The organism is Pseudonocardia charpentierae (assembly GCF_031845345.1).
GTDB classification, from domain to species: Bacteria; Actinomycetota; Actinomycetes; order Mycobacteriales; family Pseudonocardiaceae; genus Pseudonocardia; species Pseudonocardia charpentierae.
This window is the reverse complement of sequence record NZ_JAVREJ010000030.1, coordinates 35,864-51,339: the sequence shown is the minus strand read 5'-3', so window position 1 is coordinate 51,339 and position 15,476 is coordinate 35,864. Positions and strand designations below refer to the sequence as shown.

At 69.3% G+C, this 15,476-nt stretch carries 9 protein-coding genes and 1 pseudogene; 4 read left to right on the top strand and 6 right to left on the bottom strand.

Features of this window, described 5'->3' with window-relative positions; genetic code table 11:
- Positions 1 to 122 precede the first annotated feature (122 nt).
- Positions 123 to 791, top strand: a pseudogene (locus tag RM445_RS28120) (IS630 family transposase); the annotation flags it as partial.
- A gap of 327 nt (positions 792 to 1,118) precedes the next feature.
- On the opposite strand, the gene RM445_RS28115 reads toward RM445_RS28120, so the two are convergent.
- Both RM445_RS28115 and RM445_RS28110 read right to left on the bottom strand, forming a co-directional pair.
- On the bottom strand, positions 1,119 to 3,146 hold the full coding sequence (locus RM445_RS28115) for an ATP-binding protein (RefSeq protein ID WP_311559891.1): 2,028 nt from the start codon (positions 3,144 to 3,146) through the stop codon (positions 1,119 to 1,121).
- Positions 3,143 to 4,042 carry an alpha/beta fold hydrolase domain-containing protein gene (locus RM445_RS28110; protein WP_311559890.1) on the bottom strand — a complete coding sequence of 300 codons (900 nt, stop codon included), beginning with the start codon at positions 4,040 to 4,042 and terminating at the stop codon, positions 3,143 to 3,145. The genes RM445_RS28115 and RM445_RS28110 overlap by 4 nt, the downstream gene beginning before the upstream one ends.
- 158 nt (positions 4,043 to 4,200) lie before the next feature.
- Between RM445_RS28110 and RM445_RS28105 the strand changes: the two genes are divergently transcribed.
- Positions 4,201 to 6,531 (top strand): WD40 repeat domain-containing protein, encoded by a 2,331-nt coding sequence (locus tag RM445_RS28105; RefSeq protein WP_311559889.1) that lies wholly within the window; start codon positions 4,201 to 4,203, stop codon positions 6,529 to 6,531.
- Here the strand turns inward: RM445_RS28105 and RM445_RS28100 are convergent.
- From RM445_RS28100 to RM445_RS28085, 4 genes are all read right to left on the bottom strand, one after another.
- Positions 6,514 to 9,072, bottom strand: coding sequence for a WD40 repeat domain-containing protein (locus RM445_RS28100; RefSeq protein ID WP_311559888.1), 2,559 nt, complete (start codon positions 9,070 to 9,072; stop codon positions 6,514 to 6,516). The genes RM445_RS28105 and RM445_RS28100 overlap by 18 nt on opposite strands.
- A gap of 546 nt (positions 9,073 to 9,618) precedes the next feature.
- Positions 9,619 to 10,188, bottom strand: a complete 570-nt coding sequence (locus RM445_RS28095; RefSeq protein ID WP_311559887.1) for a hypothetical protein — start codon at positions 10,186 to 10,188, stop codon at positions 9,619 to 9,621.
- 682 nt (positions 10,189 to 10,870) lie between these two features.
- The gene (locus RM445_RS28090; RefSeq protein ID WP_311559886.1) at positions 10,871 to 12,031 is read right to left on the bottom strand and encodes an MFS transporter; all 1,161 of its coding nucleotides are present in this window, start codon (positions 12,029 to 12,031) and stop codon (positions 10,871 to 10,873) included.
- Positions 12,028 to 12,318, bottom strand: coding sequence for a hypothetical protein (locus RM445_RS28085; protein ID WP_311559885.1), 291 nt, complete (start codon positions 12,316 to 12,318; stop codon positions 12,028 to 12,030). Before RM445_RS28085 ends, RM445_RS28090 begins: the two co-directional genes overlap by 4 nt.
- A 161-nt stretch (positions 12,319 to 12,479) precedes the next feature.
- Between RM445_RS28085 and RM445_RS28080 the strand changes: the two genes are divergently transcribed.
- Together RM445_RS28080 and RM445_RS28075 are read left to right on the top strand one after the other, a co-directional pair.
- Positions 12,480 to 14,012, top strand: coding sequence for a helix-turn-helix domain-containing protein (locus RM445_RS28080; RefSeq protein WP_311559884.1), 1,533 nt, complete (start codon positions 12,480 to 12,482; stop codon positions 14,010 to 14,012).
- Between the two features lie 12 nt (positions 14,013 to 14,024).
- On the top strand, positions 14,025 to 14,666 hold the full coding sequence (locus RM445_RS28075; RefSeq protein ID WP_311559883.1) for a hypothetical protein: 642 nt from the start codon (positions 14,025 to 14,027) through the stop codon (positions 14,664 to 14,666).
- The last annotated feature ends 810 nt before the right edge of the window (positions 14,667 to 15,476 follow it).

Here is a 15,476-nt window from a genome sequence, read left to right as displayed (position 1 = left end):
CCGCTGCCGCATCGGCGTCCGGGCCGGGCTGGTCCTTGCTCACTCGGGTGTCCCTTCCGACCGCCGTGTCGATCACAGCGGTCGATCTTGGGTCACCCGCGGCTTACACGGTCGTCGTGACACGCCCCTGGCGGGCCGAGACGTTCAAGTTCTCCACCGATCCCGAGCTGGAGGCCAAGGTCCGTGACGTCGTCGGGCTCTATCTGAACCCGCCGGACAAGGCCGTCGTCCTCTGCGTCGACGAGAAGTCCCAGGTCCAAGCGCTGGATCGGACCGCGCCGATCCTGCCGATGCGCCCCGGCCTACCGGAGAAGGCCACCCACGACTACGTCCGCCACGGCACCACCACCCTGTTCGCGGCGCTGGAGATCGCGACCGGACGGGTCGAGCAGACATGCCTGCCGCGACACCGCCACCAGGAGTTCCTGGCGTTCCTCAAACAGGTCGCGAAGGCCTACCCGCGGCGCAAGCTGCACCTGGTGGTCGACAACTACGCCACCCACAAACACCCCGCCGTGAAGACCTGGCTGGCCCGCAACCCGCGGATCACCCTGCACTTCACCCCGACCTCCGGGTCCTGGCTGAACCTGGTCGAGGTCTTCTTCTCGATCATCACCAGACAGGCCATCCGCCGCGGCAGCTACTCCAGCGTCAAAGAACTCATCGCCGCCATCGAACGGTTCATCGACGGCTGGAACGACCGCTGCCACCCGTTCGTCTGGACCAAGACCGCCGACGACCTCCTCGACCACTGCCGCCCCGGTCAAAGAACATCGTTTACGCGACACTAGGGACGATGACCACGCGCGATGGCATTGGTCGCCTCAGACTCAGTAGGTTAGGGCTTATAGGTCCCTTCGGGCGCATCCCGTGAGCATCTAACACCTACCGCTGCTCACTCAGCAGGCCTGAGAGCGGCTTATGATGGCAACGCACTCACCGCGCAGTTCCTCACCCGACTGCTCGCGTCTGCGATGTGTGCGCGACGCGCGGCGGCTTGGTCACGCCGGCTCGATGCTGGCCGCGCAGGCGTCGACGAAGAATCCACTTGTTACGGCGGTGCGGCTGCCACGACAAGGCGCTAATCCGAATCTGCGTTTATGTCAGATACAATCCGCCTACGAGGATAGGAGGTCGCGCCACCGTTCGCGCAGCGTGCTGCGCAGCGCGTCGTGGAACAGGCTGTAGACGGTCGCGTCGTCCTCGACCGAAGTGACGAGGTACGCGCTCATGGGTGACGCCAACAGTTCTGCGATGTCCCTGTCCCCGAACTTGGAGGAACGGCCAGCAACGGCGTTCGCGACGGCCGGCCAGATATCGCCCCAGGGAAGCCCCCGGCCGTAGGCGAAGGCAACGGCACGAAGCAGCTCGACCGCGGCCTGCCGCTCGGACTGGTCGCGGTAGGCGCGGTCGAGGTCGGAGCGGAAGGCGGTCACGACGTTGTCGTCGACGGTGTCCAGCCACGCCGAGTCGTCCGGTTGGACCGGACCGCTCCGCTGCGTGAGCGCGTGTGCCGCGAGCCGGGCGATCAGGAAGCTGCGTCCCACGCGCTCGGCGATCACCTCCGCCAGCCGGCCGGCGAGATCGTGACGACCCGCGTCCCGGTACGGCGATTCGGGCGTGTGGCGTAGGTAGCTCGCGGCGTAGTCCCGCACGTCGTCCTGGTGCCACCACGGGTCTTCGTCGACGCGGATCCGGTGCGCCGCTGTGAGGCGCTCCACGTGATCGGCCAGCGAGCCGGACCGGGGTTGGTGGTCACCGGACCCGCTGGGTGAGCGCACGCCGACGATCAGCTTGACGCCGTTACCTCCGGTCAATCGCGCGAGGGCAGAGGCGATCGCTCCGGGATCCGCGGCCTCGTCGAGGGCGTCGACGACCATGACGGTGGGCAGGCCGGCGGCCGCGCGGTCGGCGAGATGTGCGCGACAGGTGTCGATATGCGCGTCCAGGCCGACGCCGACGTCCGTCGCCCTCTCGACCTCCATCGCAGCAGCGATCTGGCCGATGATCTCGTGCGGGTACTTGTTGGTCGCCAGCACGGCCACGTCGACCGCACCTACGGGTGGACGTAGGTCGTCGGGAATCTCGGCGACCCGGTCGGCCCATAAGTCGACGAAGTCCGGGTCAGAAAGCGTCACCAGGCGGGCCAGGACGGCAGACTTCCCGCTCCCGGCACCACCGGTGACGAGCAGCGTCGACGACGCGCGGGTCGGCTCGGGCGTGACGTGCTCGACGAGGGTGCGCATCAGGTCCGCCCGACCGGTGAACAGCCACCGCCCAGCGTCGGCCCCGCTCTGCCGCGGACCCCAGTGCGTGGCGAGGTCCGACTTCGGCAGAGCGAGGTCGTGGCGCTGTGGCTGCGTAACGACGCTGTCGGGCTCACGGTAGTGCGGGTTGGGCAGGCAGACGTGCTCAGCCTGCATGATCCCCTGGTAGCCCAGCCTCACCAGGTCCTGGCCCGGATCGGTGCGGTGCAGGTGCTCGGTTACCGTGTCGACAAACTGGCTGACCAGGAAGTAGCGCCGGTGGGTCCCTCCGCGCTTGGGTCCGATCGGGCCGCGCAGCTCTTCGACCGCGCCGGCGATGGCCGCTGTCAGGGCACCGGTGGTGGCGGTCTGGTCGCGGGACGCGCTGGAGAGCATCAGCCACGTCTTCGGGAACGGTCGGTCGAAGTCGTTGATCTCGCCGGCCGCGGCCCCGGCGAAGCACGCGTCGATGATCAGCAGCAGGTGCTCGACGCCGCCCCTGCGGTGCAGCCAACGAATCAGGTCGGCTGTGCTCACGGCGGTCGCCCCGAGGTCCCCCTGCTCGGAAGCGCGAAGGACGAGCCAGTGCTTGTTTCCCTCGACCTCGCCGTGCCCCGTGACGAACACGACGGCCGCGTCACGCTCGGTCCACGGCCGGGCCGGGTTGCGGAACGCTCTGCGGATGACGTCCTCGTCGGGATCGAGACCCACCGCTGGCGAGCCGACGTCGAACGCGCGGCGGCCCAGTCGTTCCCGGTCGGTCAGCCAACGGCGCAGCTGCTCGACCTCGTTCTCCACCGGGAGGCTGCCGTAGTGCTCGTCCTCGTAGGTGCTTGTTGCTACAGCTACGAAGTGTCGGCGCATGACGTTCTCGTCGTCCGCCGGGACCGGTGTGGTCATCGCTCCTCCGGGACACCCAGCCGCGGCTCGGCGCCGAGGATGGCCGACCCGGTCTCGACCTTGCTCAGGTAACGGGAGACGTTGTGCGCGTCGGCCTCGTTGTCGACGTGCCGGTCCTGCACGCCGGGCCACAGCCGGACGAGGTCGCCCGCGCAGGCCACCGGGTCGCGCGGATCGCGCACGTTGATCCAGCGGGCGACGTTGCCCGGCACGCCAGCGGACGTGTCCGCCCCGGGGAGCGGGTCGGGCAGTCTCGACCGCACCATCCGCAGCCCCAGGGGGGAGCCCAGGGTCAGGAACAGGTCGAGGCGGTGCTCGGGGTGACGGCGCAGATACTCTAGTGCGACCACTGAACCCAGGGAGTGTCCGATCAGTACTCGGCAGGTCGGTGTGGTCGCGCGGTCGACGATGCCGTCGACCTCGGCCTTCAGGTCGGGCAGCACGAGGTAGTGACGGACCTGGCGCAGTACGCCGAGGTACAGCACCCCAGCCGCCGCCCCGAACCTCGCGTCGAGCGCGCGGAGAACCGCCTGCAGCGGCTTTGGTACCCGGACGTATGCCTTCTTCGGTGGCCCGGCCTCCGCTGCGGCGAGCTCCTCCGGCGTCACCGCCTCCCGGGCGACGTCGAGCAACTCGTCCATCTCGGCGTCGGACAGATCCGCCAGGACTTCGTGGGGCTCCGTCGAACCGCCCTTCTGCCCGGGCTCGGATGGCGGAAGAAATAAGTTGCCGTAGAAGGCGAGATCGAAGGACGGCTCCACGACCGGGCGTCCGAACGCGAGCTCGAGGCCGTCCGTCAACGCCGGACCCCACGCTCGCAACAGTTGGCGGCGGCCCAGCTGCTGCTGCGCCACCCCGTGCACGCCGACGACGACACTCCCGGCAGCGACGCTCACGGTCACACCCCTCCTTGCGGGACATCCGGTGTCGGACTCGGAAATCCGGCCACGAGCGTTTCACCCATGGCGCGCGATCCGGCATCGTCCCGCACCGCCCGGTAACGGACCCAGGTGCACCGGCGAGTTGGTGTGCGGACCGGGACGGATGGTGGGAAGTGGACGACGATGTCGCCGCAACGGAGAGGGGCATCGCCGAGCGGCTCCTGGGCCTGATGGCGGTGCGCGGTAACCAGGCCACCGTGCCTCCCGCCTACATTCGCCGACACATCGTGGAGCACGCCGCGGCGGGCGGCGATCTCGACGGGCGTTTCGTCACCCCGGAGCTGCTTCCGTTCCTCGATCCGCAACGCCTCCGCGCCGTGCTGGACGACCTCGACACCGCCGATCCGGCGACCCGAGAGAACCTGCGCATCTGGCGGCGCGCGTCGCACGCGTGGGTGTGGGACGACCCATTGTCAAACGCCTCCTCGCTGGCATTCTGGATGCGTGCCTACGGGCGCGACCCGCTCCGCTCGGCCTTCTGGACCGTCCGGTGGGTCAACGCCTTCACCGGCATCGGGGAGACCGTCGGCCGCCACCCCGGGGCGGGGTGCGCGGCGATCGTCCGGCGACCATCGGCCGGCCTCGTCGCGCTGAGCGGCGGCCACGACCCCGAGCTGCGCCTGTGGGACCTGCGGACCTTCGACCCGTTCGCCCGTGTGCGGACCCGGCACAGGTCCATCTCGTTGCTCGCCACCGTCGCGCACCCCGACGGCGCTGTCATTGCGGTGACCGGGGAGAAGTTCGAGCAGCACGTCTACCTGTGGGACGTCTGGTCGGGCGCCAAGATCTGGGGGCCCGTCGTCCACGAGCGCGGCGTCCGCGACCTCGCCGCCTGTCGCATGAGCAGCGGGGACACCCTCGTCGCCGTGCTCGGCCTGGACGGGACGGTCTACGGATGGAGCGTGCGGCAACGGTCGCTGATCGCCCGCCGGCTCGACGACACGGGTCGTCCGCCGACGGCGCTCACCGCGGTGATGCTGCCGTCCGGAGAGGTGGCCCTGGCCCTCGGCCACTACGACGGCCGTCTCACCCTCTGGAGCCCGGCGGCGGGCGGCCGAGACATCGACTCGATCGCCAGCGGGGTCGAGCGCGAGGTCGAGGCCGTCACCGCGGTGGTGAGCACCGCTGGCCGGCCGGTCGTGCTCAGCGGCGGCTCCAACCCCGGTCAGCATCCCGGCCAGTCGGTCAGGGTCTGGCACGTCGGGTCGGGTCAGGAGGTCGACCAGGGCATCGGCGAGAACTGCGCGAGCATGAAGAGCATCGCCGCGATTACATTGGGCGACGGGCGGTCGATCGCGGCGTCCGGCGGCTCGGACACGTGGCTGTGGATCTGGGATGCCGGGTCGGGAACCGTCGCGGCGGCGTTCAACGGCCACGAGAACTGGATAACGGCGGTCGACCTCGTCGAGGAGGCGGGGCGGCCGGTCGTCGTGACGGCGGCTCAGGACGACACCATCCGGCTTTGGGACCTCGCCGAGGCGGAGATCGTCGCCGACCAAAACCGCCAGCACAGCGACTTCTTCGAGGCCGTAGCCGTCGACTTCCTCCCGAGCGGTGACGGGGTAGTGGTCACGGGGAGCCGGCAGGCCGAGCTCGCCGTCTGGAGCCTGGACTCCGGGGAACGCCGTGCCGAGTTCGACGACATGGTAGGTCCGTTCAACAAGCCGACCGGCGTGGCGATCCTCCGGACGAGCAACGACACCATCGCCGTAATGTCCGCCTACGACCGGGACAAGACCGTATGTGTCTGGAGCCTGGTCGAGAACCGACTGTTGCATTCCGTGGCCGCCGGGGCGAGCGCACCGGTATTCGCCTGCACCGCGACAGGCGACGGCCGGATCCTGGCGGTCGTCCCGACCGATGAACGGACGGTGGCGCTCTGGGACCTGAGCGGCGGAGCACGAATTGGGCCCTCCTACAAAGGCCACTCCGCCTACGTGTTCCAGCACGCCGCGTTGCTGCAGCTCCCCGACGGCAGCTTCGTCGCCGCGACGGCCGACATGAACCGGGAGGTGCACTTTTGGAATCCGGCCACAGCCGAGCCGATCGATATCGTCCAGTTCCGGGCGCTCAGCGGCTTCACCGCGTTCGTCGCGCCCGACGGCACGGCGACCGCCGTCGCCGTCGACCACGACGGCGAGGTCGTCGTCCGAGACATCCGGGCCGGACGCGAGCTCCGCCGCTTTGGCACCGGCCTGCGAGGCACGCACCAGGTGGCCGTGACGACCGTCACTGGCGGCGGGACAGTACTGGCGGTCGCCTGCGACGCCTCCGTGCGGCTGTGCAGTCTGGATCGCGGGCATGCTTTCGGGCACCCGATCCACGTGACGTCGCGCGTGGCCTCACTGGCGCTAGTCGAACGGGACCGTGTGCTCTCCGTCCTGATGGTCGGCACGGACATGGTGGCTCGGGTCGACGCCGAGACGTCAGCCCTCGCCCAGTGAGGACCAGTCGCCCGCGGGCGCGTCCGCCTCGAGGATCGTGACCCCGGACGGTCCCCCGGCGACGACCAGGAGGCCGGCCCCAGACCGACGCAGGATCCGGACCGCCGTCTGCGGGCCGTCCAGGGACAGCGTGGCCAGGCGCTGCCCCGACACGACGTCCCACCTGACGATCTCGCCGGGACCGTCGTGCGGGAACTTTTGACCACCGACCGTTACTCCGCGGCGTCCGTCCGGGTCAAGGGCGACGCCCCCGACCGCGTGCTCGACCTCACCGACCGGACGCGGCACGGGCACATCCCCGGTGAGGTCCCACGCCAGCACCAGCCCCCGGTCGCGTTCGCCCGAACCACCGGTCAACGCGGTACGGCCGTCGGCGCTGATCGCCACCGACTCCATCTCGGCGTCGGACGATCCCGGCCAGGGGACCGCGCGGTGGACGGGTTCGGCGGGCTCAAGGTCCCACCACAGGACGTCGCCGTACCCGCACGGGGTGAAAGCGTGGCGCCCGTCGGCCGTCACCGCGATCGCCTTCATCGGGCGCGGCGCGGCGTGCCTGGTCACCGACGGCGGGTCGGTCTTCAGGTCCCAGCGCTCCAGGGAGCCGCCGCCACCCCACGAGCTCGTGGAACACGCCCACAGCGTCCCGCCCGGCCCCGGCGCGACGGCTGCCACGCCGTCGCCCATCTCGTGGGCCTGCGGGGTGCCGACCCCGGCATCTAGCTCCCGGACGACGAGCGTCGACCTGTCGAAGAGGAAGCTCTCGGTCCGGACGATCATCGCCTGCGTGCCGTCGGGGCTGATCGCCACGTCCGTCGGAGAGCCGGACCCGTCGTCCTCGACCGGCCGCACACCCGGACGGGCCGGATTCTGCAGGTCCCACAGGTGCACCGGGCCGCCGCAGCGCCCACTACCGGCCGTGATCATCCGGTCGTTCTGTGCGGAGAGCGCGAGCCGGTGCGCGGCGTAGCGCGGAGGCGCAGGTGCGGGGGTGTAGTGCGGGTCGAGGTCCCACAGCTCAAGCCGGCTGGTGCCGAAGAAGTTGCGGCAAGCCAGGAGAGCCCGGCAGCCGTCCGCGGTCACGGAGATCGACTGGACAGTCCGTTCCGGTCGGAGCCACGTCTCCGAGCGGACCGGCGTCGCAGTGAGGTCCCAGAACAGGACCTCGGCCCGGCCGCCGTTGCCCGGGTCGTCACCGGCGGTCAGCGCGTACCGCCCGTCCGGACTCACGGCGATTCTGCCGATCGCCTCGCTCGCGGTACCTAGCACCTCGCTAACCAGCTCGGCGCCATTTAGGTCCCACCGGACGAGCGCCTGGCCGGGGTATCGCCCGATCATCGCGAAGAGGTCGAACGCCTGCGCGGAGCCGTCGCCCAGCACGAACCGACCGTCCGCGCTGAAGGCGACGCAGCGGGCGGCCCGGCCCGCGTCCCCCCGTCGCGCAATCGTCGGCGCGGGCCCGGTCAGGTCTAGCAGGACGTTCTCGCCGCCGCGCTCGACCCGGCAGCTGAGGAAGGCCGACCGGCCGTCGGGGGAGATCGCCATTGCCATGACCCGCCCGGGAAGACCGGCGACCCGCCGGGGCTCGTTGGCGAGATCGCGCAAATCGTAGTGGAGCAGGAATCCGTCGTCGTCGTCCTCGTAGCGACCGCCCTTCCCGCCCCGGACGAGCGCGCTTCGCCCGTCCGGGGCCAGGACGACCTGCGTGGCCGGGGTGTCGTCCAGGTCGACGTCCCCCGCGCGCATTTCCGTCGCCAGCAGGTTGTCGAGGTCCCAGCGGTACACGTTGCGGCCCACCGCGAGGGCCCAGCGGCCGTCGGATGCGATCGCCACATCGTCGGCGTCCGCGTGGATGGACGACGGGCGGAAGACCGGCGGGTCGGCGTCCAATTCGACCACGGCGACGCTGCCTTCACGCCAGCTCGCGCGAACGGCGGTCCCTCCGACCACGGCCCGGCGCCCGTCGGCCGACACCGCCGCAGCCTGGACCTCGTGCTCGAGCGGCTGGATCCACCGCTGCTCCAGCGGAACGCGGTGACCACTCCAGAGGGGCAGCAGTGCATCCGGCGACCGCGTCCGCAGGTGTGCGTGCAACCGGTCGGCCAGCGGCCTGTCGAAGACGCGTGCCTGCAGGCAGAGCTGGGTGAGCCCGGCGCCCGGCGTCCGGTCGGTGAGGAGGTCCCGCTGGAAGTCCAGGCACCGGCTCAGGTCACGCAGCTGCCGGTCGGCAGGTCGGCTACGGGTCAGCGCCCGGACCACCGAGCCGAGCGTCTTCGTCGTGCCATGGCCGATTATGAGGTCGACCAGCGGCAGGTCGGTGACGAGCGCGGCCGCTCGGGACACGTCGCGCGCTGCCGCGACCTCGAGATACGTCGACAGCACGTAGGCTGGCGTGTCCGCAGGCCAGCCAGCGGCGCGGTACGTCTCGACCCAGCCGTCGAGCCGGTCAAAGTACCCGTCGGTAACCCCCCGGGCATCGAGGTTCAAGCGGGTCCGCTCGACGAGGGCGACCGGGAACAGGGCATACGCGGCGTCGTCCCCCACGGGTGCGGTCTCCACAATTCGCCCCAGGGGTCCCTCGCCGATGGCTCGCCGCACGGCCTCCTCTGTGCGCGTTGTCGAGGCCGCGCCCGAAGAGACGAGGCCCGCCAAGTCCATGCCAGTCAGTCGACCACGGGTAACGGCAAGGAACGCCAGGCAGTCGAACGCGGTGTCCTCGGTCTGCTCGTGGGATTCTGAATCAAGGATACTGGCCAGGTCGCGCCACTCCTGGTCCTCGAAGGTCACAGGGGCGACTCGCGAGGGTCTCCTAGAACGTTACCCGATGGTAGTTGGCGGCGTCGCTGCCTCTGGCCGGATTGCGGCGCCGTCAACCCGGTCACCTCCGCACTTCACCCTCGCGACGGCGCCGGCTAATGGCGGCGCCTCCTGTCGCTCGCGTAACGGCACTGCGACCCATTACCCCCGCAGCTCGGACAACCTGCGTCCGTTCCAGAGGGTGGTCACGACGTAGCCATCACGACCGTCGAAGTGCTTGTCGAATACGTCCGAGGTCCGCGCCTGCTACCCGAGTGTCAGTGCAGGAGTCGCTCACACCTGCATCTCTGAGAGCCTGCGGCCGTACCAGAGTGTGGTGACGACGTAGCCGTCGAGGAACCCCAGCACGACGTAAGTGACGAGGATGGCGCCGGCCATGGCCGTCGCACCGGCGGAAACGGGTGCCGTCCCAGTCGTTGTCGTGCTGATGCCTTGGGCGATCGCGTGCACCAACACCCCTGCCAGCCGGGCGAGGCTCCCGAGCTGTACGAGGCCTGCCCCGAGCAACAGCTTGGTCAACCAGTCGCTGATCTCCGACAGGTTGGTGCTCGGAGTGAACTGACCGGTGACCGCGTCGGGTTTCGGGTCGTCGCTCACCTTGCCGTCCTGCGTGAGCCGCAGCGCTCCGGTCGACACGACGCGGGGGATTCCGAACAGGAACCCGGCGAGACATCCGACCAGGAAGCTCGCCATCCCCGTTGTCAGGGCGACCGCGAGGTACCGGGCGTGCGGCCCGTCGGTGGCAAAGCAGTACACGACGATCACCACCAGACCGGCCGCTGCCAAAACGCCTGACAGCAGGGCCAGCCAGCCAGTGACCACGCGCGGCAGCCGCATCGTCACCTACCCATCCGCCGCTGAGGTCGCGACTGTCTCCGCATCCCGCGCTCGTCTCGGCGGTTGACCGCCTCCGTAGAGTCCTGCTGCGCTAACGGTCGCCCGTCGACCACCCACTGTTACGGGAGGTGTGCGAGTTTCGGCCACTCCACGAAAGCCGTAAGTCGATCTTGCCGACGAAGATCACGCTGGACCCGCTCGCATGGTCGTCGTCGCGTGACACCAAACGTGACACGAAACGGAGTCGACAACAGTGGGTACCAGCAACCTGAGGGGTCGGCGCTGCTACTGGTGTGCCTGGTAGTGACCCCAGTGGCGGTTGTCGGCGGTCTTCCAAACTGGCTACGCGGGTTCGATTCCCGTCGCCCGCTCCTCTGACCAGCGGTTTTGTGGTCGGAACTGATCTTTGAAGATCGCGCGTGACACGAAACTGCACTGGAAGTCACCGGTTCGACGGCGGCAGGCGAGGGTCTACGAGCGGTTTGTCCGTTGTTGGGCGAGCTGTCGCCCCGAGGTGGTTGTCGCGGTCGCCGGGATCTTCCTGCACGGCCGCATCTGCCGGCGACACAGCGGCCTACGACGAGACCGTGATTAGGTGCGGAGGTCGGGCCCATTTCAGACCCTCTACACCGGGCCAGGCGAAGATCGCTGACCCCACACCCGAGCTTGCCCGCGTACGGGGGCAAGCTCAGGACGTAGTGGTGGGTGTAGCCCTGTGCTCACGCAGTACGCCAGCGCTCGCACCGACGGCCCCGACAAGTACGGCGAGCAGCGCATACGCCGCCGGAAGTCCAAGCGCAGCCGACGTTGTCCCAATCAAGGGTGGGCCGGCGAGACTGCCGACCGTGCTGAAGCCGATGACCCGCGTCAGCACGGCAGGGTCGGCATCGCCCGCCCGCCCAGCGGCAGCGAGAATGCGCGGACTGAGAGACGAGAGGCCGAGCCCGCAGACGACCACGCCGACGAACGCCGCGACGAGTGTGGGACTCAGCAGGAGAATCACGACTCCCAGCGCTGTCGTCGCCCCGCTGAGTCGCACCATGCGAACGTCGCCGAGCACTCCGGTGATGAGGTCGCCGAACATCCGACCAATGGTCAGGGCGGCGGCAAGAGCCGTGAAGCCGAGTGCTGCGACGGCGGTCGTCGCCCCGGACTCCGCCCGGAGGTAGACCGTGATCCAGTCCGAGATGCCGCTCTCGGCGACAGCGCAGGTTGCCGCAACAGCAGGGATCAGCAGAGACCGTGGGCCAAAGCCGCCCGATCCGGTACGCGTAGGCCGCTCGGGCTGTTCAGCACTGCCGGGCATGGGGGCAAGTCGCATGCTTGCTGCCGCGGTGGCTACCGTCACGAGGACGAGTGCGACGGCAGTCGCCGCCTGCCTCTGCTCAACCAAGTGTGCGATGTAGACGAGGGCCGCTCCTGTAGCGAGCCCGTACCCGAATGGAGCGTGCAGGCTGGCCATCAGTGGCCGCCCCTCGGCCACCTCGAGCCGGGCGCCGTAGTGGTTCGCCGCCACGTTGACCTGGCAGAGCGTGACGCCTAGCAGGAGTAGCGCGAGACCTACCTGTATAGGACTGCGTGCGTTGAGCAGGCCCACCAAAACCGCCGCGGATCCCAGTTCTGCGCCTGCGAGCAGCAGGCCGTGGCTGAAGCGAGCCAGGATCCGGCGATGGAGGGCCAACCCGACGAAGGTTCCGACTGGTAGCAGGGCGAGCACCAGTCCCAGCCCCTGGGCCGAGAGTCCGGTGCGCTCCTTTACACCGGCGATCTCGGCGCCCCACAAGCCGGTGGTTAGGCCCAGGTAGGCGAAGGCGAGCAGTAACGGAGCCGTCGAGCGCGATGGCTTCACGGCCGGCGCTTTTCCGTCTCGGCGCGAACGAGCTGCGCGACGGCGTGCCGCAGTTCGCGAGGAGCGGGATCGAGCCCGACGAGTTCGGCGTAGCGGGGGAGAGCGGGCGCAATGTCGTCGCGCTGGTGCGCGGAAGCGCGAGGTTCGGGTCGGCGCCCGGCCACGTTGCGGGTCGTGATCCTGGGCCCGATATCGCTGTCGGCGTTGGCCAGCATCGTCTCGCAACTCAGCGTCGCCAGCACCTGGGTGAAGCATGCGGCGTCCGGCTCGACGCGCCCGTGATGCATGCCCGCAGGGTTCTGGCAGGCCGCGGCAGGGTGTGCGACACGAACCACCTTACGTTCAGACACTGTGGCCTCCTAGATGACGCAGACTGACACCTTGCGTCGACGCGCGACGACTCCTAGTCTCAGCGAGCGACGTAATCGGTGTCAAGGAGGCTGATCCTGTGGCAGACCCCCCGGTCCGGATGGATCCCGTTCTCGTCAAGCTCGCCGAGTGGGCACGGCAGGAGCCGCGCATGAGCCGCGAGGCCGTGGCGCGGCGTCTGGGGGTGAGCCGGGGCGCCGTGACCGGCTGGTTCCTCTGGCTGGAGGCCGTCGAGCGCGGCGATGACCCCCCGTCGAGCGCCCGGACCTTCCAGTTCGCCAAGCAGCACCCGGACGTGCAGTCGAGAATCGCGGCAGTTCTGCGACAGCCCGTCGCGGTCCTGATGGCCGAGTCGACCGGCTCGACGGACGATTACACGCTCGACCGGCACAGTGGTTCGCTGCTCAGCGACCTCGCGCTCGGCGAGGGGCCGTGGGGACGCCCCGGCGAGCAGCGTTACCGCGTCGTCGCGCTCCTTGAGCTGGTGGACGGCGTGGCGGCGACCGCGATCGTGCCCGTCCGCCGCGGCCTCGACGGTCTGGTCTACCAGTATCAGGTCGTCGTGCTGGTCGACCCAGAGCGGGACAAGTTGCCGATCAAGGAGGAGATCGACCGGGATCTACGGGCCGCCGGCCTCGACTGCTACTGGGAGCATGGACCCGGGCAGCCCGGTGTGGAGATCCGCTCAGAGGGCCGCCGGCTCGAACTGCTTGGTTCCCTGGCCGTTTCGGCGCTTACCGGGGTGCGGTCGCCACGATCCGGAACCCTCGCCGACCCGCGGTTCTCGCCCGGACTGCAGCCCCCGCGGCTGGCTGTGGTGGTCTCCCCGCCCTACGGCGGCAGTCGACCCGCCGCTGCGCTGCTCGCGGTGGACGTCGGGGCCGGGCACATCCCTGCTGAGGCATGGATCCGGCTCGTCCACTGGGCCGAGGACGCGGAACTCGGCAGTCCCAGGACGCTCGACCACGTAAGGGAAAGCGTCGCGCTCGACGCGGGCTTCGTCATGCACAGAGTCGTGCACCAGCTCGAGCGGGGCGACATCCCCGGAGCCTGGCTGATCTCGCTGGAGACGGGGTCCGCGCTCGACTACCCGCCGCTCGGTACCGCCCTCATCGAGTTGCGCGGCCTCTTCATTGCCATGCGGCTGGGTCCCGTGTGGCGGCGCATGGCGGCCTGGCGACTTGCAGGCAGCGATCTCGATGACGACCTCAACCGCGGTGGCGCCGGCAATCGCCGGATCGTGGTTTCGAACACCGAGCCGTTCGTCGCGCGGACCCCGTCTGACGCCGGTCGGCGGGGCTTCGCTGACCACCGTGTCAAAGCGGCGCAGCGGCTCGCCGAGATCGACGAACTCGAGCGGCACCTGGACGACCTGCTCGCCCGCCGCCGCGAACTCGGCCTGACCACCCACGAAGTGACGCTGGACGACCTCGGTGACGAGCTCCTGTGTGTCCGCCTCCGTGATGGCCGCTACGAGCGGGTGCACGGTGACGCGCGGCTCGCCGACGACGTGGCCTTCGCCGACGACGTCGTGCCGATGATGCGGGAGTGGCGCCGGGCCGCCGACCGGTTGTCCGTCACGTTGGTCGCGGTCGAACCTCCGATGGTGTGAGGGGTGGCCGGGATGGACCTCGAGCTGGTCGCGAACTTCCTTGGAGCCGGGGGCAACGTCGCCGCTGTGATCACCGCGTTGTTCCTCGCTGTCTACCCGAGCCGGCGCAGCCGACCGCGGCTAGGTCTGTGTTCGGGTGTCATCGACGGAACGCTTGAGGGCAGCGAGGACAACGTGCTGATCCAGGACCCGGACCACGGCATCGTGGAGTACTGGATCCGGCTGCGCGTGTGCGCGGCCGCCGGAAAGCGGACGGCGAGGAACGTGCAGTGTCGCGTGGCGAGCGTGACACCCCTGTCCCGCCCGGCCAGCCGCGTGATCCCGAGCGGCCCGCTGAACTGGTCGAGCATCGGTCCTGAGCCGCAGTCGATCCTGTCGGGCTCCTGGCTGCGGGTCGACCTCCTGGTGTTGTACGTCGAGCACCCCCAGCGCACGTGCGGCCCCCGGATCGCCATCGGCTACTCGTTCGATAAGGGGGAGGCGCAGATCATGCTGGAGCCGGGCCGTTACGAGGTACGTGTGCACCTGGGCAGTGACGACGTTCCGACGTCGTTGTGGAGCGTTGAGCTTGAGTACCTCCCCGACGCGAAGGCGATCAGCGACGCCGACATCAGGTCGCAGATCCGCCTCACACGTCTGGAGAGGCTTCGGTAAGTGGCCTGCCCTTCGTGGGTCTGATCGTCGAGGACATTTGAGCAGTCGGTCGAACAAGCCTCCTGCGGCGTCAGGTGATCGTCGGGCTGCTCGAACCAAGCTGGCCGAGGCTGTTGATGCGGAGGTCGCGTGACACGGCGCGTGACACGAACTGACAGCGACTGAGGCGCCTGTAGGACGCGAGCGAGGTGAGCTGCGAGGCCATCGGTGCAGGTAGTGGCCACAGTGGCGGGTGTCGGCGGCCTTCCAAAACTGGCTACGCGGGTTCGATTCCCGTCACCCGCTCCATATCTGACGTGCTGTTTTGCGTTGTAATCTAGATCTTGGTTGATCAACTGTGGCATCATGTTGGGCGGAAGTCGATGCAAGTCATGCCATGGCGGTCCCGGTGTTCGAAGTGAACGATGATGCGACGCTGGACGTCGCATGGGCCAGGCTTAGGTTGCGTCTCTAGTCTCGTCGCTGTGGAACAACGCAACTCGGGTGCTGGATTTCGTTGTGCGAATTGGCCAGTTGGCGTGGCGCCGCTGGCTGGCGCGCTTCGGTGGTCGCGTCGACGGTTCGACCCGTCCTCGGACTGCTCACCGCGTCAGCCGGGCTCGGCGACGTTCCGCGGGAAGCGCCGCTGGGGTTCCCAGTGACTCCCGGCTGTCCAACCAGTTGGCCCAAGACCTCTACCGACGCGCCCGAGCCCGCGGGCACGATCACCCCCACGCCGGGCGGCCTGGCCCGTGCCTGGCTCTACGTGATCTGGCGCTGCTGGCAAGACGCCACCCGCTACGACCCGACCAGCGCCACGGCTTGCAGCGC

Bases quoted from the DNA above. Each gene is read 5' to 3' on its own strand.
- RM445_RS28115 (WP_311559891.1), bottom strand. From the start codon at position 3,146: ATGACCACACCGGTCCCGGCGGACGACGAGAACGTCATGCGCCGACAC.
- RM445_RS28085 (WP_311559885.1), bottom strand. From the start codon at position 12,318: ATGCATCACGGGCGCGTCGAGCCGGACGCCGCATGCTTCACCCAGGTG.
- RM445_RS28075 (WP_311559883.1), top strand. From the start codon at position 14,025: ATGGACCTCGAGCTGGTCGCGAACTTCCTTGGAGCCGGGGGCAACGTC.